The following is a 21,436-nucleotide window of genomic DNA, read 5'->3' as shown; positions in this document are numbered from 1 at the left end:
AAGATGAGGAACCACCATGAACGTCAAGATTTCCCACACTGCCAGTGCCCAGAAGTTTCTCGAAGAGGCCAGCGGTCTGCTCAACGAGGCCGGTGATCCGCGGGTCAAGGCGCTGGTTTACCGGATCCTGCGCGATTCGGTGAACATCATCGAAGACCTCGCCGTGACCCCGGAAGAGTTCTGGAAAGCCGTCAATTACCTCAACGTGCTGGGTGCGCGGCAAGAGGCTGGCCTGCTGGTCGCCGGGCTCGGCCTGGAGCATTACCTCGATTTGCTGATGGACGCCGAAGACGAGCAGGCCGGCAAATCCGGCGGCACGCCGCGGACTATCGAAGGCCCGCTGTATGTGGCGGGTGCGCCGCTGTCAAATGGCGAGGCGCGGCTGGATGACGGCGTCGATCCGGGCGTGGTGCTGTTCATGCAGGGCCAGATTCGCAACACTGCGGGTGAACCGTTGGCTGGGGCCGTGGTGGATGTCTGGCACGCCAATACCGGCGGCACTTATTCTTACTTTGATACCGCTCAATCGGAGTTCAACCTGCGTCGGCGCATCGTCACCGATGCCGAGGGTCGCTACCGTTTTCGCAGCATCGTGCCGTCGGGCTACGGCTGCCCGCCGGACGGTCCGACCCAGCAACTGCTGGATCAATTGGGTCGTCATGGTCAGCGGCCGGCGCACATTCACTTCTTCATCTCGGCGCCGGATCATCGCCACCTGACTACCCAGATCAATCTCGATGGCGACAAATATCTGCACGACGATTTTGCCTATGCCACCCGCGATGAGTTGATTGCCCACATCGCCTTCAGCGACGATCCACAACGCGCAGCGGCCCACGGTGTCAGTGGTCGGTTTGCCGAAATCGACTTCGACTTCACGCTACAGTCGTCTGCGCAACCCGAGGAGCAGCAACGCATGGAGCGTGTGCGCGCACTGGAGGACTAAGCGCATAACCCTTGTGGGAGCGAGCCTGCTCGCTCCCACAAGGGTTTTCGGTTAACTGGCTGGCACTACGTCGGCCGACTGACACAGCATTGCGAGTACCGCCCTGGAATGGCCCGACGTAACCCATAACAACAATGAGAGTGAACCGATGATGCAAGCGCAACTGTTGAGTCAGCGCAGCCGAGTGTTCGATCACGCCGACCCCTACGCGGTGTCGGGCTACGTCAATCAGCATGTCGGCAACCATTGCATTCTCATGCCCCGCGCCGGCCGACCGCTGGCCAGCCTCGATCACCGCAAGTTCGCCAGCCTGGACCTGTGCCGCATCAGCTACGGCACCAGCGTGCGGGTAACTTCTGGCGCACTGGAGAGCATTTATCACCTGCAAGTCTTGCTGCGCGGCCACTGCCTATGGCGTGGTCATGGCCAGGAACACTACTTCGAACCTGGTGAATTGCTGCTGATCAATCCCGACGAACCGGTGGACCTGACCTATTCCGACGACTGTGAAAAATTCATCCTGAAAGTCCCCACTCGTTTGCTCGAATCGGTGTGCGACGAGCAACGCTGGCGGTACCCGGGGCAAGGGGTGCGGTTTCTGGAGAACCGTTATCAGCTCAATGAGCTGGAAGGTTTCGTTAACCTGCTGGCGATGATTTGCCAGGAGGCTGAGGCCACGGAGCAGATTCTCAAGGTTCAGGAGCACTACGCGCAGATCATCGTCAGCAAGATGCTCAGCCTGATGAAAACCAATGTCAGCCGCGTTAGCCTCGGTTCACCGTCGGCCACGTTCGACAGCATTGCCGACTACATCGCGCGCCATCTCAAGCAAGACATCGACAGCGAAGAACTGGCCCGCCAGGCGCGGATGAGCGTGCGTTCGCTATATGGCTTGTTCGAACGCAACGCGGGGGCCACGCCGAAAAACTACATCCGGCAAAAGCGCCTCGAACGCATCAACGCCTGCCTGAGTGACCCGACCTGCAACGTGCGCAACGTCACGGAAGTGGCCATGGATTACGGCTTCTTGCACCTGGGACGGTTCTCCGACAGCTACCGCAAACAGTTCGGCGAACTGCCGTCCGACACCCTCAAGCGCCGGCACTAGACTGAGCACCAAATACCTGTGGCGAGGGGGCTTGTCGGATCGCCGCACCGCCCGTTCGGCTGCGCAGCAGTCGTCAATCCAGGCGCCTCGGTGAAACTGTGAGAATGCCGGGGGCCGCTGCGCGACCCAACGGGGGCAAGCCCCCTCGCCACAGGTTCAGCGTCGCTCTCAGGTGACAGGTATCAAGCAAGCATTGTCGGCTGCACAAAACGGATAAAGGTCTGCACCCAGCGGATAGTCCGTCCCATTCCTCCGTCCTAGCATGGCCCTGCCTGAATAAAAACAATGGAGGCGGCGGCCATGTCCCTGCGACCCGAATACCTTCACTCCCTGCTTGAAGACGACAAAGACCACGGCATCTACCGCTGCAAACGCGAGATGTTCACCGACCCACGGCTGTTCGACCTGGAGATGCAGCACCTCTTCGAAGGCAACTGGCTGTACCTGGCCCACGAAAGCCAGATCCCCAGGATCAACGATTTCTACACCACCACCATGGGGCGCCAGTCGATCTTTATCGCGCGCAACAAGGACGGTGAACTGAACGCGTTTATCAATGCCTGTAGCCATCGCGGCGCGATGCTCTGCCGGCACAAGACCGGCAACAAAAGCTCCTACACCTGCCCATTCCACGGTTGGACCTTCAACAACTCCGGCAAGCTGCTGAAGGTCAAGGACCCGGCGGCGGCCGGCTACCCGGCGAGCTTCAATTGCGAAGGCTCCCACGACCTGACCAAAGTCGCGCGTTTTGAGTCCTATCGCGGCTTCCTGTTCGGCAGCCTCAAGGCTGATGTGGTGCCGCTGGTGGAGCATTTGGGCGAGTCGGCGAAGATCATCGACATGATTGTCGATCAGTCCGCCGATGGCCTGGAAGTGCTGCGCGGCTCATCCAGCTATATATACGAAGGCAACTGGAAACTCACCGCCGAAAACGGTGCTGACGGCTATCACGTCAGCTCCGTGCACTGGAACTACGCGGCCACCCAAAACCAGCGTAAACAGCGCGAGGCTGGCGATAGCAATCCGACCATGAGTGCCGGCAGTTGGGCCAAGCAGGGCGGTGGTTTCTATTCCTTCGACAAGGGCCACATGCTGCTCTGGACCCGTTGGGCCAACCCCGAAGACCGTCCGTTGTACGAGCGTCGTGATGAACTGGCGCAGGACTTCGGCCAGGCCCGCGCCGACTGGATGATCGAGAATTCGCGCAACCTGTGCCTGTACCCGAACGTCTACCTGATGGACCAGTTCAGCTCGCAGATACGCATCGCCCGGCCGATCTCGGTCAATCGCACGGAAATCACCATCTACTGCATCGCCCCCAAAGGCGAAAGCGACACCGCGCGGTCCAGCCGGATTCGGCAGTACGAGGATTTCTTCAACGTCAGCGGCATGGCGACCCCGGATGATCTGGAGGAGTTTCGTTCCTGCCAGACCGGTTATCAGGGCAGCGTCACGACCTGGAATGACATGTCCCGCGGTGCCGAGCATTGGATCGAAGGCGCCGACGACGCGGCCAAAGAGATCGACCTGCATCCGCTGCTCAGCGGCGTGCGCACCGAAGACGAAGGCTTGTTCGTACTGCAACACAAATATTGGCAGCAGACGATGCTCAAGGCCTTGGCCGCTGAACAGTCCGAGCTGATCGCCGTGGAGGCCGTGCAATGACCATCACCTATGAGGCCGTGCGCGATTTTCTCTACCGTGAGGCCCGCTACCTCGACGACAAACAGTGGGACGAGTGGCTGGAGCTGTACGCCCCGGACGCCACCTTTTGGATGCCGTCCTGGGACGACAACGACGAGCTCACCGAAGACCCGCAGCGGGAAATCTCGCTGATCTGGTACGGCAACCGCACCGGCCTGGAAGACCGCATCTTCCGCATCAAGACCGAGCGTTCCAGTGCGAGCATTCCGGACACCCGCACCTCGCACAACCTGAGCAACATCGAGCTGCTCGAACAAGCCGACGGCCTGTGCAAAGTGCGCTTCAACTGGCACACCCTGAGCTTTCGCTACAAGACCGTCGACAGCTATTTCGGCAGCAGTTTCTACACCTTGGATGTGCGCGGTGAAAACCCGTTGATCAAGGCCAAGAAAGTAGTCCTGAAGAACGATTACGTTCGCCAGGTCATCGATGTTTACCACCTGTGAGGCGGCTGTCATGACTCATTCCATCGCATTCAATTTCGAAGACGGCGTCACCCGTTTCATCGACGCCAACCCCGACGAAACCGTGGCCGATGCCGCGTATCGTCAGGGCATCAATATTCCGCTGGATTGCCGCGATGGCGCGTGCGGCACCTGCAAATGCTTCGCCGAGGCCGGTCGTTACGATTTGGGCGAGGAATACATCGACGACGCCCTCAGTGCCGATGAAGCCAAGCAAGGTTTCGTCCTCACCTGCCAGATGCGCGCCCAGAGCGATTGCGTGGTGCGGGTGCCGGTATCGTCGGATGTCTGTCGCACCCGTCAGGCCAGTTTTGAAGCGACCATCAGTGCCGTGCGCCAGTTGTCCGACAGCACCATCGCGCTGTCGATCAAGGGCGAGGCCCTGAACAAACTGGCGTTCCTGCCGGGGCAGTATGTGAGCCTCGGGGTTCCCGGCAGCGCGCAGACCCGCGCCTATTCGTTCAGCTCGTTGCAGCGCGACGGCGAGGTCAGTTTCCTGATCCGCAACGTGCCCGGCGGCTTGATGAGCAGCTTCCTCACCGGCATGGCCAAGGCCGGCGACAACATGACCCTGGCCGGACCGTTGGGCAGTTTCTATTTGCGCGACATCCGCCGTCCGTTGCTGTTGCTTGCCGGCGGCACCGGGCTGGCGCCGTTCACCGCGATGCTGGAAAAAATCGCGGAGCAGGGCAGCGAGCAACCGCTGCATCTGATCTACGGCGTGACCAATGACTTCGACCTGGTGGAAATGGATCGACTCGAAGCGTTCGCTGCACGGATTCCGAACTTCAGTTTCAGCGCCTGCGTGGCCAACCCCGATAGCCGGCATCCGCTCAAGGGTTATGTGACCCAGCACATCGAGCCTCGGCATTTGAACGATGGCGACGTCGATGTCTACCTGTGCGGCCCGCCGCCGATGGTTGAGGCGGTCAGTCAGTTCATTCGCGAACAAGGCATTGCGCCGGTCAATTTCTACTACGAGAAGTTTGCTGCCAGCGCGGCATAAATTTTTCGGCAGCTCCTACGGGAGAGGGTCGTTGTCATGAGGTATGTATGAACAGATTTGATGAAAAAGTCGCGTTGATTACCGGGGCTGCGCAAGGCATTGGTCGGCGCGTCGCCGAGCGCATGGCCGCTGAAGGCGCGAAGTTGATTCTGGTGGATCGCGCGGAGCTGGTATTCGAAGTCCAAAAACAACTGGGGCAGGGCAGTCAGGTACTCGCTCTGACCGCTGATCTTGAGGATTACAGCGAATGCAGCCGGGTGATGCGAGCCGCCGTCGAACGTTTCGGGCGCCTGGATGTGTTGGTCAATAACGTCGGCGGGACGATCTGGGCCAAACCGTTCGAGCACTACGACGCGCAGCAGATCGAAGCCGAAGTTCGCCGCTCGCTGTTCCCGACGCTGTGGTGTTGTCATGCCGCGCTGCCGTTCATGCTTGAGCAAGGGAGTGGTGCCATCGTCAACGTTTCATCCATTGCCACCCGCAGCGTCAATCGCGTGCCTTATGGCGCTGCGAAGGGTGGGGTCAACGCGCTGACCGCCTGCCTGGCATTCGAAACCGCCGGTCGCGGGGTTCGGGTCAACGCGACTGCCCCCGGTGGAACCGAAGCACCGCCGCGACTTATCCCGCGCAACACCACAGAGCAAAGCGCTGAGGAAAAGGTTTGGTATCAGCAGATCGTCGACCAAACCCTCGACAGCAGTTTGATGAAGCGCTACGGCACGCTAGATGAGCAGGCAAGCGCTATCTTGTTTCTGGCCAGCGACGAGGCCTCTTACATTACCGGCATGATCATGCCGGTGGGCGGCGGCGACCAGGGCTGACACGACTCGTTAAAAACATCACACAAACAGGAGTCATGGTGGTGAGCCACGACATAGCCCACCTTACAAGCGGCGCTGATACGCTTTGACGATGCGCAGCGTGGCGTCGCTGATTTTCAGGTTGTGAATGGCATCCAGTGGATGCCACATGCAATCGATAATCTCATTCAGCGGCCGGGCCTCATGCAGGTTCACCACCGACGCTTCGTAAACATGGTGCCGGGTGCTGCCGTCTTCCAGTTCCATCAGGTACAACATGCCATCGACCCCGAGCCCGGTTTCTTCCGCCAGCTCTCGCGTGGCCGCGTCCACTTTGGTTTCCCCAGGCTCGACCTTTCCGCCAGGCAAGGTCCAGCGACATCGGGGCTTGCGCACCAGGAGGACATGTCGGTCTTGCTCGCAAATAACGGTGGCGCGTACTTTCATGTGTTACCTGATTGCCGTTTGTCACAAATAAGTCATAAAAATGCAATATTCAGGCCGAGGCCCGTGCGGCGGGAGTTTGAAGGGTTGGAGTGGTCGTGCAAGCCGAAAGTGCAACCGGATGCTGCCATGCCCTCGCGACGTCTGGTCGGCACGTTGGCAAAGGCCGGGTGTAAGGTAGTCGCCTCAATCGTGGGTTTTCACAGCCCATATGGAGGTGACGATGAGCATTGAGATGCTGACCAAGATGCACATGAACGGTTACGACGTACTCAGCGTGAACCACGGCCCTTGGCGGGTATGCACCAAAGATGACCGCCTGGGCGCCTTTGCCAGTCGGGAAGAGGCACTGGCCTTTGCGGCGTCTTTACCGGCGTATAAGGCGCGGTCTAGACGACCGGCGCGTAGCCAGTAGTCAATCGAGTGTGGTTAGCCCCGGTTTTTGCCGGGGCTTTTCATGGATGATCGTTCAGTAGCCTCCACCACTGCTGACAGAGTGGGAGGGCTCCCTGGCTCTCTGTTGGGCATTGCTCCACTCCGCGCAGCTCATGAAGCTGGTGTGGTCGACCTTGCCCGCGCCATCGAAACTGACGTTGTAGAGCTGTTGATGACCGGCCTGAACCAGTTTGTAGTCAAAGCAGGTGCCGGGCTCCACCGTGCGATCAGTGATGGCCAGCGGTTTGCCGCCAATCTGCTGGACTTGATCCTGGCTCATGCCGTTTTCGATCTTGGCGACCAACGGCTGGTTGCGATAGACCTGTGAATCGGAGCCGCAACCGCTCGACGCCGCCAGCACGGCGAGCAGTGCGAACAGAGGCTTGTTCATGGCAGTGGTCCCGTTAGTGAGCTTTCGTTCGACTGATGTGCCGCGCCTTCACTTCATCGGCGTAGCTTTTGAGTCGTTCTTCGTCCCCCTGGAGCACCTCGCGCAGCCTTAGGGCTACTTGGGCATCCACTTCGTTGCCAGCCAGGCGAAACTGTTCCGCCAGGCGCAAAAGTTCTACCGCCGACCAGCGCAGATTCGATTCCACACTTTGTAGGTCGCGCTGAAGTTCCTGCTCGAATTCGTTAAGCCGCATGATGATCTCCTGCAAAATCCCCGCTACGAAAGATTAGTCCCGATTGCGGCGTGGAGTGTGCCGTTTGCAAGGGCATGCGTCGGTTCTGTCGCTTTCGCCAATCGTTCGCTGGATGTCTGAGCGGCTACGCGCTACATTCGCCGTTTTTCAGGGTGAGGAAGCGTCATGCGGATGTTGATAGCGGGGGTAGCGGTGGCTATGTTGGCGGGATGTTCATTGCCTGCGTCCCTGGTGCCAGGCGAGCCCAACGTCAGCAAATACAGCGCCAAGCCGCCCAAAGAGTACCTCGCTTGCGTGCTGCCTTTGTGGCAGGAGCAGATTCCAAAAACGACGCAGATAGGCATTTCCAACGGCTACCGCCTGACCGCGCCGAGCATCATCACGGCGGATGAGATTCTGGATATCGTGAAATCGAAGGATGGCAGCCGGGTGTCGCTGTATCAGGGGCCGCCTTGGGCGAAATCCGCGGCGATGAGAAAAGCGGTGCGTGACTGCCTGTAAGGCCTGAAGCTGTAACGACTTTGAAAAAAGCAGAAGCCGGATTTTCCGGTTTCTGCTTTTTTTTAGTCTGTAACGTCAGTTACTGGGATCGTTTGCTCAGTGCCAGCCGCGCTTTTCTTCTCGTTGCGCTCAACCAGCCATTCATCCACTTGTCCGGAGAACTCCGGCGGGGCCTTACGCCCAACACCGTTTGGATTTATCCGCAAGCAGCCAATTGTGAAACAGCTTGGGCGGCTGCCGATCCACTGATTCCGATTGCTTGATGGATCGCTCAGGACTGACCAACGGTATCGATTTCCGCACAAATAGTGTTGATATATAACGGGTTACGTTCTTAATTAACCGAACGGTGCGCAGAAATATATTGTTTCAAAGTGTTTTAGTAGGTTAATATCGCCCCGCGTTCACCACCACGGTTTATGCATTTTTAAGTCCCAGGCGTCCATCAGCTGCCTGGGATTTTTTTTTGCCTTCGATTTGCCAATCAAAACGCGTATTGCACGCGGGTGTAGTAGTAACCACCGGTAAAGCCAAACGGTGAGTAGCTGCCCCAGTTGTCGCCGAACGAAGAATTGGGCACGCCGATGTGGTCGGGGTATTTGTCGAACAGGTTCTGCGCACCCAGGGCCACGGTCAGTTGCTTGGTCAGCGCATACGCCACGTCGAGGTCAGTAATCCATTTGGCGGAATACTCGCGGTCCAGGCTCGGATCGCTCGAGCTGTTGACCTCGGTGTATTTGCCGTAACGGGTCAGGCGCAGATTGACGTCGACGTCGCTGATGCCCCAATCGGCGGAGAAAATCATCTTGCTGCTTGGCGAGGTCTTGGTAATCAGCGCCCGGGATTGGCGGCCCATCAGTTGAAAGTTGCCCCCCAACGCAGTCAATTGCTCCGGTGTGTCGTTCACGCTGAGGATTTGCGTGTGGTTGTAGTTCAGCGCCGCGGTCCACTTCACCGTGCCATAGCGGTTCAGGTTTTGCCGATAGTTGCCGACCACATCGACCCCGGACGTGCGGGTGTTGGCGCCGTTGGTGAAGTACTGCGCGCCCGCAGTGGCCGGCACGCCGATGCTGTCGAGCAGGCTGGCGACGCCCGGGCCCTGGAAGCGTTCGCTGAGCACCAGCCGATCGCGCAGGTTGATCACGTAGCCGTCGACGGTCAGGCTCAGGTCTTCGCTGGGGGTCAGTGCGAAACCGAGGCTGAAGTTGGTCGAACGCTCTGGCTTCAACGCTTGGGCCCCAAGGGCTTGGGCGCCCGCTGAATCCACCGGCAGGATCACATAGTTGTAGGACTGGTAGACGCCATTGATGGTGTCGAACCCGGTCGAGCGCGCGGTGAAAATCTGGTTGGCCAGCGACGGAGCGCGAAAGCCATTGCTGACGCTGCCGCGCACCGAGAACAGCGGGTTGAACTCGTAGCGGGTGCTGAGTTTGCCACTGCGCGTACCGCCGATGCCTTCGTTGTAGTGCTCGTAGCGCCCGGCGACGCCGAAGTACCACTGCTCGACCGGGTAGAAGCCGAGGTCGATGTAACTGGCGACGCTGTTGCGGCTGACTTTCTGCGCATCTTCAGGGGTGATGCCGTTGGTGACTTGCGCACCCGGATCAGGACGTTGCCCGGCGCGCGGACTATCGTCCGGGAACACGTAGCCGCCATCAATATAAGAGGCCTCGGACCCGGCGCGGGTCTCGTAGCTTTCCCGCCGATGCTCGAAACCGAAAGCCACATCCATCGGTTTAGCCAGACCGATCTCGTAGCTTTTCTTCAGGTCGAGGTTACTGGTGAGTTGGTCTGCGATGTAGATGCCAGAGGTGAACTTGTTCGGCGTGTTTTCCCCCAGTGACGGGTTCTGGTTGTCGTAAGTCCGTTGTTTGGCGTAGTTGCGCCCGTAGGTGCTGCTCAGGTCCCAGGCCCAGCCGCCGAAGTTGTCACCCTTGGCGCCGAAGGCCGACTGGAAGTCGGTTTCGTTGACCAGCCAGTAAGGGCTGTAACCGTCGGGATAACCATTAGGGCCGGTGGTGATGGTGTTGCGTCCGCTGGGCAGGCGGAAGTTCTGGCCGTCGTTGTTCTCGCGGGTAGCCAGGGTCGAGAACGAATACAGCGTCACGGCGTCGTTCAGCGGCAGATCGAGGTTATAGCCAGCATCGGCCAATTGGCTGCGGGGCAAGCCGTAGCCTTTATAGGTGTGGTGGCTGGCGTCGGCCTCGCGCGGGTCCGGCGAGCCGTCGGCCTGCGGGTAGTAATGGGCGCTGTAGCCGTTGCTGCCGGCCTTGTTGTCACGTTCCTGATAGCGGGTGTCGAGGGAGACGTTGAGCACTCCGGCTTCGCCCACCTGAAAACCATAATTGAGCGCTTCCTGGCCGGTGCCGCGTTTGCCGTCATAGCCCTGGCCGAGGGTTGTGTCGGAGCTGCCGCCGGTGGTCTGCTTGAGGATGATGTTGATCACCCCGGCGATCGCATCCGAACCGTATTGCGCCGCCGCACCGTCGCGCAGCACCTCGATATGGTCGATGGACGCCACCGGGATCAAATCCAGGTCGCTGGGTGCTGCACCGCTGTTGATCCCATTGATATTCAACGTCGCGCTGGTGTGCCGGCGCTTGCCGTTGACCAGCACCAGCACATGGGACGCGGTCAAACCGCGCAGGGTTGCCGAGCGCACCACGCCGCTGGCATCCCAGCCTGCGCGGTCCGGCAGGTTGAATGACGGGATGAATTTGCTCAGCGCTTCCAGCAGGCTGGGTTTGCCGACGGAGCGCAATTGTTCGCCGGTCACCACGTCGATGGGTGTCGGGCTGGTGGTGACGGTACGTTGTTCGGCACCACGGTTGCCGGTGACGACAACGGTGTCGAGGGTCGGCGACCCGGTTTCAGCGGCTTCGAGGCTGAACGAGGTCAGGCTACAGGCAAAGGACAGCGGCAGTAATAAAGGACGGTAAGCAGGTACTGGGCAGTTGCGCATAAGGGTGAAGCTCCTGAGTGTCGGGTGATGTCCGTGTCATTTCTTGCGGGCGGCGACGGCTTCGATTTCCACCAGACCGCCGGGCAGCGGCAGGGCCACGACCTGAATCGCCGTGCGTGCCGGTTTGTTCGGTTGTGCGGTACTGCCGAAAAACGGCGTATAGCCTTCCTGTAACCCGGCGAAATCGAGCTTGTTGCTCTTGGCCGGATCGCCCACCAGGAACACCCGCAGTTGCACCACGTCACCGAGGTCCAGGCCTTGGCTTTGCAACACGCCTTTGAGTTTGTTCAGGATTGAAGTGGTTTGGGTTGCGGTATCGCCATAGGCCGCGAAGGAATCCTTCGGCGCTTTCGGGTCGTGCACGTCGGCGAGCAATCCGCTGACAAACAGCAGCTCGGTTTGCGCCGGCACCGACACTGCCAGCGAAATCGGGAAGTTCGAGTTGGGCAGGGCGATGCGTTTGATCTCGTCGGCGTGGCTGGTGAGGGCGGTTGCGGTCATGAGCAGTCCTGTGAGCAAAGTAAGGGTTTTCATCGTTCAGTCCTTTAATTGAAAAGAGTCAGGGGAGATGAACCTGTGGGAGCGGGCTTGCTCGCGAAGGCGGTGTGTCAGGCAACATTGATGGCGGCTGATACACCGCCTTCGAGAGCAAGCCCGCTCCCACATGGTTTGCGCTTAACTGACTGGCATCAGGCAGCAACGCCCGATGGGGTACGTTCGGCATGTCGGCCAATCAGCCCGACGATGCGTCGCGCCGAGTCGGCGGCGCTGTTCTGCCAGATGCCGACACCGCCGTGGGCGAGGGCGTCGCTGGCCAGGTAAGTACGGCCCTGGGGCTCGTTGAGGATCTGGTAGGCGCTCTCGCCAACTTCATCGTTGACGATCCACGGGCCTTTGCTGAAAGGCACCTTGGCCCAGTTGATCGCCACCGGTTTTTGCAGCTTGGCGCTGTGTCCGGGGTGCAGCAGTTCGACGGCTTGCCGCGAGGAGGCAAACTGTTCGGCGATGGTTTTTTTGCTGAAGGATTGGGCCGATTCGCTGGTGTTGTAAGCCGCGACCAGAATCCCCTGGGCGCTGTTCAACCGATCGCTCGGATACCACAGACCTTTGACTTCATGATCCAGGTAAGACAATCCGCCGTAGATGTTGAAGTCGGTTTCCCAGAAGCGTGGTGACTGCCAGGCCACTTTGTTCGCTTGGTCGCTTTGGGCGCTGAGAATCGCTTGCTTGAACGGCGGGCTGAAGTTGCTCGGCAGTTTGGCCAGCAACGGCAGGGGCACCGTGACCACGGCGTAATCGGCGTTCAGGGTTTGGGTCTTGCCGGTCTTGCGATCCCGGTAGGTGATGCGGCTGCCGTTTTCGGAAGTCTGGATGTCGCTGACTTCGGCGTTGAAGCGCACCGCATCCTTTAGCTTGTCGTAGAACGCATAGGGAATCCGGTCCATGCCGCCGACCGGCTGGAACATGGTCGAGGAAAACTCCGGGATTTCATCGAACACCAACGCACCCCAGAGCTTGGGGTTGAGCAGGGTTTGCAGCTCCAGCGGCGCCCGGGTCACGCCGGTTTGATCGCCGGCACCCGGTACGCGGGTGTAACCCGAGCGTACCGAGCCCTTGTATTGGAAGTCGGCATTCAGGTCGCCATAGACCTTGAGGAAGTTCAGCAGCGCCTGGCGGTCATCGACGCTCAAGTCCTGATCGAGGGCTTTGCGGCTGACGGTGCGCGCCAGCAGTTCGGACAACTGGCCGCGAGTGTCGTTGACTGCCTGGCGCAACTGGAACGCCGGTTTGTTTGGGTCCGGCAAGGCCAGTGCATTGCGACTGCTGTTGACCAGCACTTGCAACTCGACGCCCAACTCGCGGCAGTAGCCGAGGATCGTCTGGTGATGGCTGGGAATCCGCGCCGGGCCGGCGTTGAAAAAGTGGCCTTCATCGAAGTCGACGGTCTGGCTGACGCCATCGTCGAAATCGACTTTGGTGCCGCGACGCAGGGTCCAGTTGCGCCCGCCAACCCGCTCGCGGGCTTCCAGAATGGTCACTGTAAAACCGGCCTTGCGCAGCTCGTAGGCACTGACCAGGCCGGAAATCCCGGCACCGACCACCACCACGTTTTTACCTTTACCACTGCTGCCCAGTTGCAGCGGGGTGAAGGTGGCGGCCATTGCCTGAGGGGTGAGTCCCAGCGCGCCGAGGGCGCTGACCGCGGCACTATAGCCGCCGACGGCGGCGATGCGGGTAATCATTTCTCTGCGGGTGAAAGCCATGGTTTAGCTCCTTGAAGTCATGCCTCTCAAACTGACGCGGACTACCTGTAGGAGCTGCCGAAGGCTCGGGCCGCGTTCGGCAGCTCCTACGGGGGATTCGCGTCCGTTGAGAGATGCGTCGATGTTTTCGGGGTTCAGAGGTCGTAGCGCAGCGACAACAACAGGGTTCGCGGGTCGTTGATCGAGTAGTAGCGAGCGCCACTGGACGGCACGAAGCCGACCGATTGCGGGTAGGCGCGGTCGAGCAGGTTTTTCACCGCCAGCGTGGTGGTCCAGTGACCGTCGCTGGAGATGTAGCGGGTGTTGGCGTTCCAGAAGGTTTGTGTCGGAATTTCCTGGATGTCGTCGTTCAGCGCGTTGGCGTAGGACTTGGTCTGGAACTGCGCATCGGTGCCCGCCAGCAAGGTGCCGGGCAGCCCGGCCGGGATGGTGTAGTTGAGGCCGACGCTGGCGTTCCAGCGTGGTGAGAACACCAACTGTTTGCCGTTGGCATCGACACCGGCGCCGCTGGCATTTTCGAAGTCGTCGTACTTGCTTTGCAGGTAGCCGACGTTAGCGGTCAGTTGCAGGTCGCGGGTCAGTGCGGTCAGGGTTTCCAGCTCGACGCCGTAGGTGTGGGCCCGACCGACGTTGGTCCGCAGGCTCACGCCCAGCGCCGGGTCGTAGGCGTTGGTTTGCAGGTCCTTGTAGTCGTTGTAGAACAGCGCGACGTTGGCCCGCAGGCGTTGGTCGAAGAAGTCACCCTTGAAGCCGGTTTCCCAGGTGGTCACGTCTTCCGGTGAGAACGCTTGTTCGGCAGCGGCCTGGGTCGGCGCACGGTTGTCGTAGCCGCCAGCCTTGAAGCCTTTGGCGACGTAGGCGTACTGATTCAGATGCGGGGTCCAGGCGTATTCGAAGCCGATTTTCGGGCTGGTGGACTGCCACGACTTGCTCGACTCGGCAGTGAAGTTGGTCCCGGTGATCTGCCGATCGGTGTTGATCGCGTAGTTGGTGTAGTCGAAGTTCTTGTGTTCGCGGGTAAAGCGCAGCCCGGCGATCAGCGACAGCTGTGGCGTGAGTTTGTAACTGCCCTGGCCATACAGCGCGTAGCTCTCGGTGTTGGTCGTGCTGTATTGGCCCTGGCCGATCACTTGGTTGCGCGCAACCGAATAGGTGAGGTTGTCGCGATCGGCTTCGAACTTCTCGCGGTACAGGTACAGGCCGGTGCTGAAGCTGAACTTGTCGTAGTCGCCGTTGAGCTGGAATTCCTGGGTGGCGTAGTCCTGCTTGTAGGTGATCAGGTTTTGCTGAATCAGGGCTGCCTGCCCCGAGTTGTCATAGTCCACCGGCTGGTTGAACGCCGAATAGGCGGTCACCGATTTGAAGTTCAGGTGGTCGTTGATCGAATAGATCGCACGCAGTATTGAGCTGCCCTGATCGAGACGGTTCTTCGGGTCGAGGCTGCTGTAGCTCTTGAATTTGTCGAAGTGGCCGTTGGCATCAAAGGGTGTGTAGCTGGTGGTGTCGCCACGGTCAAAGGTGCCGGCCAGGGTCAGTTGCACATCCCATGGTGAATCGATCGGGTTGAAGCGCAACTTGCCGCGGTAGGACTGGATATCAACGTTGTTCACATCCTTGTCGCGCGTCGGGTCGGAGACAGTGCCGTCGCGGGTCAGGTGAATGGCTGAAAAACTCCCGAACAACGCGTTGTCCACCAGCGGGCCGCTGATCAGGAAGCGCTCGTTCTGGGCGTTGTAGTTGCCGGCACCGAGCTCGAAGAAACCACGGGTTTCCTGGGTCGGGTCGCGGGTGATCACGCGAATCGCGCCGGCGCTGCTGTTGCGTCCGTAGAGCGTGCCTTGGGGGCCGCGCAACACTTCCACGCGCTCGACGTCGTTGAAGTCGAGCATCGAGGAAATCGCCCGCGGGATGTACAAATCATCGGCGTACACCGCGACGGCGGATTCCTGGATCGGATCGGTCTCGCCGATGCCACGAATGCCGTAGGTCTGCGCGCTGTAGGAGATCGACTGACGGCTGAGCGTCAGGTTCGGCACTTGCCCGGAGAGGTCGCGGACGCTTTTGATCTGCTTGTCTTCAAGGGCTTTTTCGTCGAACGCAGAGATTGCCAGCGGGGTCTTTTGCAAGTCCTCTGCGTGGTGTTCGGCGGTGACTGTTACAACGGGGAGGGCACCATCCTTGGTGTTTTCTTCGGCGTGGGCCGACAAGCCGAACAGGGCCAGCGATACGGCCAGCGTCAGACGGTTTGCTGTGAAGGTGTTGTGCATGGTGAACCCCAGGTGTGTAGATGTTGCGTTGGCGTTGTTATGTTTTTTTTGGGCAAAGCGTTGCCGGGGCCATGATTCGAAAGCCATGGCGGCGGGGGGCTTGAGCCGGTTTCGGGTTTGGGTGTGGCAGTTGACCGTGGAGTGGTGTCGGCCGGAAAAACGTGCAGTTCCGTGGGCCTCCACCTGGTCAGGGGTCGGTGATGGTTGTAACAATATTTGTATAATACGGTGCTGTAAAAGTCCGATTAGTTATAAGTTAATTATAAAATATAGGTATTTATTGGCTGTGTAGAGATGCGTAAAGCTGATGTTGTGAGCGAGAGAGTATTTGTGGCGAGGGAGCTTGCTCCCGCTCGGCTGCGCAGCGGTCGCAATGCGGGTAAATGCGGTGTGCCTGAGGGAATGTCATAGCAAATTTTGGGGCCGCTTCGCGCCCCAGCGGGGCAAGCTCCCTCGCCACAGGTGCGGGGGAGCTTTCACAATTGTATTTGTGTCTGGTCTTAATACCCGCGCTGTACGTTCGCCAGATTCTCCGGCGCCAACCCGTTAAGGAACCGCTCAAGATTGGCCAGGAAACTGTCGGCAATTTCGTGTCGACTGTTGCTGGAAATCGCTGAGGTATGCGGCGACAGGCGAACCCTCGGATGAACATAGAGCGGGTGCCCGTCGGGCAGCGGTTCGGGTTCGGTAACGTCCAGCGAGGCCAGTCCGATCGCTCCGCTGTCCAGCGCCTCAAGCAACGCTCCATGGTCCAGCAAACCACCGCGGGCGATGTTGATCAGGTGCAGGCCAGGCTTGGCACTGGCGAGCACCGCGCTGTTGACGATATGCCGTGTCGCACTGGTCAGTGGCGCCGCCAGCACCAAGTGATCGGCGCGGGCAAACAGATCATGGATATCCCGCGCGGCCTCGACACCTTCCACCTCGAATGGCGTCTGACTCTGACGCAACGCCAGCACGTTGATGCCCAGTGCGTGGGCCTTGGCCGCCAGGCTGCGGCCAATCGCGCCGAAGCCAAGAATCCCCAGCGTAGTGCCCTTCAGCGGTGTCAGTGCTGTGAAGTTCCATTGCGCGTCATGTACCCAAATGTCCGGCAGGCGCTTGGCGGCGGCGAAGATCGCCGCCAGGGCGAATTCGGCGATATTCTCAGCGGCGCTGCCTCGGGACGTACTCACCGGCGGGCCGTTGAACAGCCATTGGGGGTAGAAGTCGATGCCGGAAGACACCACCTGAATCCACTTCAACCCATAAGGCCAACCTGGTGGAGGCGTGTTTGGCGCCAGATAGCCGCGCACATTGATCGGCCGCGCCAGCAGAATACTGACCTCAGTCGGCAGGTCGCTGGGCACGCCGGCCGGCACGCCAATCACTTGGGCGTCGGAGTGTGTTTGCGCGAGGCGTTGGCGGATCACCTCGTTGAAGTCTTCATCCAGTTGGCTGGCAATCACAAGCTGGCTCATGGGCGTTCCTTTTGCTGGCGCTGGGCGAAAACAGCTTTGCCGACGCCTTGCAGCACGGCATCGTTTTGCGGTGTGTGAACGCGACTGCACAGTACATCGCGGTAATGCCGTTGCAGTGGATTGTGGCGTGACAGGCCGGGGTTACCGGACGCTTCAATGGCCAGCTCGACGGCGCGAATGGCGTTGCCGGTCACCAGGTATTTCAGCTGCGCAGCATGACTCGCCGGCGTGCGTCCCTCGGTGGCGGCATCCAGCAGGCTGCGGTTGGCGAACAACAGCGTGTCGATGTGCCCGACGGTTTCCTGAAAGCGCGGCAGGGTCGACAGCGCTGCGCCGAGGTTGGACGGCTTGCGTTGTTCCAGCCAGCCTACAAACCAGTCTCGCGCGGCTTGTGCAACGCCGTCGTAGACCGATGAAAGCAACACCGACATCCACAGAAAGCCATCGCCATCGAGCTCGGGTTGCGGCGCGCTCCAGGGGCTGACGCTGACCGCGTGATCCAGCGGCACCAGCACGTTGTCGAACACCACTTCATGGCTGCACGTCGCGCGCATGCCGAGGTGGTCCCAATCTTCGATGATGCTGATGCCGGGCGTGTCCTTGTGCACCAGCCAGGCGCCGACCAGCGGGTCTTCATCGGTACTGCGCGCCCAGACGCTGAACCAGGTCAGGCCATGACTGCCGGTGGAGTAGATTTTTCGGCCGCTGATCCGCCAACCCGCCGCAGTGCGCCGGGCGACAGTCGCCGGCAAACCGCCACGGGCCGGGGTGCCGAGGTCAGGCTCGACCCGCAGGGCGTTGATCAACGCGCCTTGCTCGACGGCGTCTTGCGCCACTTGCAGGCGTAGCGCTTCAGGCCAGTTTTTACTGTCTTGCAGGCGTGTGTGCTGGAGGTACTGCATCACAAGGATCAGCGCTGTCGACGGTTCCCCCTTGGCGATGGCGTTGATCGCCTTGCGGGCCTGAACCAGGCTCGCGCCGCCACCGCCGAGGGCTTTGGGCACCGTCAGTGCGACCAAACCGTGCTCATGCAGCAGCTTGAAGTTGTCATGGGGGAAGGCACCGCTTTCGTCATACCGGTGCGCCGTGGTGCCGAGTTGCGCGCCGATGGTTTCCAGCAGTGCTTCGAAATTGGCCGCTTCGACTGAACGCAGCAAGGGCGGGTGTTGAGAAGAAAGACTCATGGTGAATTCACTCGATCAGAAGGTAAGAGCCAAGAGGTGTGCCAACGCAATCAACTGTGGCGAGGGAGCTTGCTCCCGCTGGGTCGCGAAGCGGCCCCCTGCATTCTCCCGTCATACCGGGGCGCCTGGATTTACGACTGCTTCGCAGCCGAGCGGGAGCAAGCTCCCTCGCCACAGGGATCCAGTTCATAGCGGCAATAGTCGGAAGTTTTTGTCCCACAACGGACTGACATCCAGCCGCTCAGTCAAAACCCCCGCATCGAAGAACAAATCCGCAACCTCCTGCTGCGAGGCAATCGCCTGGTCGTCCACTTCGAGCACTTTCCACGGTTGGCTGCGGCTGTTGTACATGTCGAGGAACACCGCTTTGTCGACACCCAACAATTGCGCCGATTTGGCAGCCCACGGCTCGGGGTTGTTGTTGATCCACTCCAGCGTGCGCGCCGTGCGCTGCAAGTAGTCCTGAATCGCCAGTTTGCGCAGCGGGTCTTCGAGGGCGGCGGGGCGCGCGGCCATCAAGTAGTTGCCGGACAAATAACCCTCAGCGGTTTTCAAGACCCGGGCGCCGCTGCGGAATTTCGCCAACTGGATAAACACCCCGTAAATCACCCACGCATCGAGTTGGCCGCTCTGGAAGGCACTGAAACCGTCCTGCGGCGTCAGTGCCACCGCAGTGATGTCCTTCATGGTCAGGCCCTGTTCCTTCAAGGCCTTGATCAGAAAATAGTGCGAGGTGGTGGAGCGCACATAACCGACCCGTTTGCCGCGCAACTGCTCGACGGATTCGATGGTTGAGTCCTTTGGAATCAGGAACACCTGATTGTTCACATCGCCCTGAATCACAGCGATCAGTCGTGGCTGGCGATGGCTCTGGATCGAGAAAATCGGCGGGATCTCGCTCATGGAGCCGATGTCCAGGCTGCCCGAAGCCAGCGCTTCGACGATCAGGTTGCCGCCGGCAAATTCCGCATAGTCGACTTTGTAAGGGCGGTTGGATGTGCCGGCGTCGTCGGTGAAATACGATTCCTGGCCGCGGTAGGTGGCGACCCCCAAGGTCAGGTCCGACAGTTGAGTGTTTTGCGCGAACGCGCGCGAGGTCAATCCGAGGGAGGAAAGCCCCAGCGCCCCGACGGCAATCGAACTGGCCGTCAGAAAGCCGCGACGATTGAACTGCCCCTGTGTGATGTTTTTCGTCATGGTCAGGCTCTTTCAGATAGCGAGTTGTAAGGGCGTTTGCCCGAGCAGTTGTTCAACAGCGCGCAACACCGGGTCGGCTTCGGTGCGCACCAGCCAGTCCGGGCTGACCTCGGCGAAAGCCACGGTGCCGTCCCGAGCGATGACTACTAACGTCGGCTGCGGCAATTCCCAGGTGCCAGTGCCGGTGGTTTCGCCGATGCCATTGCCCTTGGCCAGTGAGGCTTTGCGCGAGGCTTCATCGAAGCTGTAGAGAATGCCCAGGCGCCGGCCGAGTTGATTGTCCGGATCGCTGGCAACCTGAAGTTCGAGGTTGTGCCGGGTCTTGATTTCTATCAGACGCTCCGGCACTTGCGGACTGACCGCTACCAACGGAACCCCGAGCGCGTGCAGTTGCGGATAGAGCCGACGCTGATAATAGGGCAGGGCGATGTTGCAGGCCGGGCAGCCGGCGAAGCGGAAGAAAATCAGCACGGCCGGACCGTTGGCGAGCAATTCGTCACGGCTCAGGCTGCCACCTTCGACCTTTAACAATGTGAAGGGCTCGAGCGAATCACCGGCATTGACGAAGTCCTCGACCCGAGCTTCATTTACCAGGCGTTGACGCTGATCGATGTTGACTTGCAGGGCTGCTGGTTCCCAAGTTGCCAGGCGTTGCGCGTGCAAGTCCGCGAGCAAGCTGTTCAGGGATTCGCTCATGCCAGCGCCTCGCTTTTTTCCTGAGTTTGTGTGGTCGCGTGACGGTTGGCGGGAACGTCGAGGCCGAGGTTGTCGCGCAGGGTGTTGCCGCTGTACTCGTCACGAAACAGCCCCCGCTGTTGCAGCACCGGCACCACCAGTTCAGTGAAATATTGCAGGCCATCGGGTAACAGTGAATTGATGATGAAACCATCGGCGGCGCCGGCTTCGAACCAGGTCTGAAGGGCGTCGGCGACTTGTTCGGGTGTGCCGACGAAATCACGCCGTGGCCGCGAGAAGCGCAGGGCGACCTGACGCAGGGTCAGGCCTTCGTCCTTGGCCAATTGTTTGATCCGGTCCGACCCACCTTTCTGACTGTTGGACCCCAAATCACCCAGCTCGGGGAACGGTGCATCCAATGGGTACTGGCTGAAATCATGGTCGTTGAATGGCCGGCCGAGGGCGACAATCGCATCCTCGATGCTCACCAGTTCCACCGCTTGCTGATAGCGGCTTTCAACTTCCGCTTCATCGCGGCCAACGATCGGGCGGATGCCCGGCAGGATCGACAGCTTCCGGGCGTCCCGGCCAAAGCCGCTGGCGCGTTGTTTCAGGTCTTGATAGTAGGCGCGGGCTTCGTCGAAGGTTTCGGGGCTGACGAAAATCGCATCGGAGTTTTCAGCAGCGAAATTGCGACCGGCCTCCGAGGTGCCGGCCTGGAAAATCACCGGCTGACCTTGCTGCGAGCGGGCGATGTTGAGCGGGCCTTTCACCGAGAAAAACTCACCCTTGTGTTCCAGCGCATGCAATTTGCCGGGGGTGAAAAACTCGCCGCTTTGCTTGTTGTAAGCGAAGGCATCGTCTTCCCAGGAGTCCCACAAACCCTTGACCACATTCAGATGCTCCTTGGCGATGCGGTAGCGCACGGCGTGGGGCGGGTGCTCGGCCTTGCCGAAATTATCGGCGGTGCCGCTGAGCCAGGAAGTCACCACGTTCCAGCCGGCGCGCCCACCGCTGATGTGGTCCAGCGAGGCGAACTGACGGGCGACCTGAAACGGTTCGGTGTAGCTGACGGTGACGGTCGCCACCAGGCCGATATGGCGGGTGGTCGCGGCCAGTGCCGAAAGGATGGTCAGTGGCTCGAAGCGGTTGAGGTAATGCGGGCTCGACTTCTCGTGGATGTGCAGGCTGTCAGCGATAAACACGAAGTCGAACTTCGCCCCTTCGGCCAGTTGGGTCTGCTGCTTATAAAAGTCGAAGTTCACGCTGGCGTTGGCCAGGGCCTGCGGGTGGCGCCATTCGCCCCAGCCATGGCCGACGCCATGGACCATCGCACCGAATTTCAGTTGGCGTTGTTTGCTCATGGTTCTACTCC

Annotated in this window: 21 protein-coding genes; 9 read left to right on the top strand and 12 right to left on the bottom strand. The window is 60.1% G+C overall.

What is annotated here, in order from left to right; genetic code table 11:
• The first annotated feature begins 16 nt into the window (after positions 1–16).
• The 6 genes from catA to AC1MEW_RS23505 all read left to right on the top strand — a co-directional run bounded on the left by catA (position 17) and on the right by AC1MEW_RS23505 (position 6,049).
• Positions 17–946: a catechol 1,2-dioxygenase gene (gene catA / locus AC1MEW_RS23530; protein ID WP_322268254.1), complete on the top strand. Its 930-nt coding sequence runs from the start codon at positions 17–19 to the stop codon at positions 944–946.
• Between the two features lie 148 nt (positions 947–1,094).
• A complete protein-coding gene (locus AC1MEW_RS23525) occupies positions 1,095–2,054 on the top strand; it encodes an AraC family transcriptional regulator (RefSeq protein ID WP_322268255.1) in 960 nt (319 codons plus the stop codon).
• Between the two features lie 300 nt (positions 2,055–2,354).
• Entirely contained in the window at positions 2,355–3,719 is a 1,365-nt protein-coding gene (gene benA, locus AC1MEW_RS23520) for a benzoate 1,2-dioxygenase large subunit (RefSeq protein WP_322268257.1), read from the top strand.
• On the top strand, positions 3,716–4,204 hold the full coding sequence (gene benB / locus AC1MEW_RS23515) for a benzoate 1,2-dioxygenase small subunit (protein ID WP_201202789.1): 489 nt from the start codon (positions 3,716–3,718) through the stop codon (positions 4,202–4,204). Before benA ends, benB begins: the two co-directional genes overlap by 4 nt.
• Before the next feature lie 10 nt (positions 4,205–4,214).
• Positions 4,215–5,228, top strand: coding sequence for a benzoate 1,2-dioxygenase electron transfer component BenC (gene benC / locus AC1MEW_RS23510; RefSeq protein ID WP_480423770.1), 1,014 nt, complete (start codon positions 4,215–4,217; stop codon positions 5,226–5,228).
• Between the two features lie 47 nt (positions 5,229–5,275).
• Positions 5,276–6,049 (top strand): 1,6-dihydroxycyclohexa-2,4-diene-1-carboxylate dehydrogenase, encoded by a 774-nt coding sequence (locus AC1MEW_RS23505; RefSeq protein ID WP_201256448.1) that lies wholly within the window; start codon positions 5,276–5,278, stop codon positions 6,047–6,049.
• A 63-nt stretch (positions 6,050–6,112) separates the two neighbouring features.
• Here AC1MEW_RS23505 and AC1MEW_RS23500 read toward each other — a convergent pair whose 3' ends face one another.
• On the bottom strand, positions 6,113–6,475 hold the full coding sequence (locus AC1MEW_RS23500) for an NUDIX hydrolase (protein ID WP_201256449.1): 363 nt from the start codon (positions 6,473–6,475) through the stop codon (positions 6,113–6,115).
• A gap of 220 nt (positions 6,476–6,695) precedes the next feature.
• Between AC1MEW_RS23500 and AC1MEW_RS23495 the strand changes: the two genes are divergently transcribed.
• Positions 6,696–6,887 carry an SPOR domain-containing protein gene (locus AC1MEW_RS23495; protein WP_201256450.1) on the top strand — a complete coding sequence of 64 codons (192 nt, stop codon included), beginning with the start codon at positions 6,696–6,698 and terminating at the stop codon, positions 6,885–6,887.
• Positions 6,888–6,941: 54 nt separating this feature from the next.
• Here the strand turns inward: AC1MEW_RS23495 and osmE are convergent, their stop codons facing one another.
• Positions 6,942–7,298: an osmotically-inducible lipoprotein OsmE gene (osmE, locus tag AC1MEW_RS23490; RefSeq protein WP_322268259.1), complete on the bottom strand. Its 357-nt coding sequence runs from the start codon at positions 7,296–7,298 to the stop codon at positions 6,942–6,944.
• Positions 7,299–7,311: 13 nt separating this feature from the next.
• On the bottom strand, positions 7,312–7,551 hold the full coding sequence (locus AC1MEW_RS23485) for a hypothetical protein (RefSeq protein ID WP_201256452.1): 240 nt from the start codon (positions 7,549–7,551) through the stop codon (positions 7,312–7,314).
• A 165-nt stretch (positions 7,552–7,716) separates the two neighbouring features.
• Between AC1MEW_RS23485 and AC1MEW_RS23480 the strand changes: the two genes are divergently transcribed.
• Together AC1MEW_RS23480 and AC1MEW_RS23475 are read left to right on the top strand one after the other, a co-directional pair.
• Positions 7,717–8,052, top strand: coding sequence for a hypothetical protein (locus AC1MEW_RS23480; RefSeq protein WP_201256453.1), 336 nt, complete (start codon positions 7,717–7,719; stop codon positions 8,050–8,052).
• A gap of 20 nt (positions 8,053–8,072) precedes the next feature.
• On the top strand, positions 8,073–8,315 hold the full coding sequence (locus AC1MEW_RS23475) for a hypothetical protein (protein WP_201256474.1): 243 nt from the start codon (positions 8,073–8,075) through the stop codon (positions 8,313–8,315).
• Positions 8,316–8,536: 221 nt separating this feature from the next.
• Here the strand turns inward: AC1MEW_RS23475 and AC1MEW_RS23470 are convergent, their stop codons facing one another.
• From AC1MEW_RS23470 to AC1MEW_RS23430, 9 genes are all read right to left on the bottom strand, one after another.
• Positions 8,537–11,014, bottom strand: a complete 2,478-nt coding sequence (locus AC1MEW_RS23470; protein ID WP_480423768.1) for a TonB-dependent receptor plug domain-containing protein — start codon at positions 11,012–11,014, stop codon at positions 8,537–8,539.
• Between the two features lie 36 nt (positions 11,015–11,050).
• Positions 11,051–11,548, bottom strand: coding sequence for a RidA family protein (locus tag AC1MEW_RS23465; protein WP_201256455.1), 498 nt, complete (start codon positions 11,546–11,548; stop codon positions 11,051–11,053).
• Between the two features lie 155 nt (positions 11,549–11,703).
• Entirely contained in the window at positions 11,704–13,278 is a 1,575-nt protein-coding gene (locus tag AC1MEW_RS23460; RefSeq protein ID WP_480423766.1) for a flavin monoamine oxidase family protein, read from the bottom strand.
• Positions 13,279–13,412: 134 nt separating this feature from the next.
• Positions 13,413–15,545 (bottom strand): TonB-dependent receptor, encoded by a 2,133-nt coding sequence (locus AC1MEW_RS23455; protein WP_201256457.1) that lies wholly within the window; start codon positions 15,543–15,545, stop codon positions 13,413–13,415.
• A 500-nt stretch (positions 15,546–16,045) separates the two neighbouring features.
• Entirely contained in the window at positions 16,046–17,005 is a 960-nt protein-coding gene (locus AC1MEW_RS23450) for a D-isomer specific 2-hydroxyacid dehydrogenase family protein (RefSeq protein ID WP_480423765.1), read from the bottom strand.
• Positions 17,002–18,189 carry an acyl-CoA dehydrogenase family protein gene (locus AC1MEW_RS23445; RefSeq protein WP_480423764.1) on the bottom strand — a complete coding sequence of 396 codons (1,188 nt, stop codon included), beginning with the start codon at positions 18,187–18,189 and terminating at the stop codon, positions 17,002–17,004. The genes AC1MEW_RS23450 and AC1MEW_RS23445 overlap by 4 nt, the downstream gene beginning before the upstream one ends.
• 186 nt (positions 18,190–18,375) lie before the next feature.
• The gene (locus tag AC1MEW_RS23440) at positions 18,376–19,386 is read right to left on the bottom strand and encodes an ABC transporter substrate-binding protein (RefSeq protein ID WP_480423762.1); all 1,011 of its coding nucleotides are present in this window, start codon (positions 19,384–19,386) and stop codon (positions 18,376–18,378) included.
• A gap of 12 nt (positions 19,387–19,398) precedes the next feature.
• Positions 19,399–20,082, bottom strand: coding sequence for a peroxiredoxin-like family protein (locus tag AC1MEW_RS23435; protein ID WP_480423761.1), 684 nt, complete (start codon positions 20,080–20,082; stop codon positions 19,399–19,401).
• Positions 20,079–21,425 carry an LLM class flavin-dependent oxidoreductase gene (locus AC1MEW_RS23430; RefSeq protein WP_201256462.1) on the bottom strand — a complete coding sequence of 449 codons (1,347 nt, stop codon included), beginning with the start codon at positions 21,423–21,425 and terminating at the stop codon, positions 20,079–20,081. The genes AC1MEW_RS23435 and AC1MEW_RS23430 overlap by 4 nt, the downstream gene beginning before the upstream one ends.
• Positions 21,426–21,436: the final 11 nt, after the last annotated feature.

The sequence above is a fragment of the Pseudomonas sp. ASL4 genome (assembly GCF_056680395.1).
The sequence above is the reverse complement of the archived record's forward strand: the minus strand, read 5'-3'. Positions and strand labels throughout refer to the sequence as shown.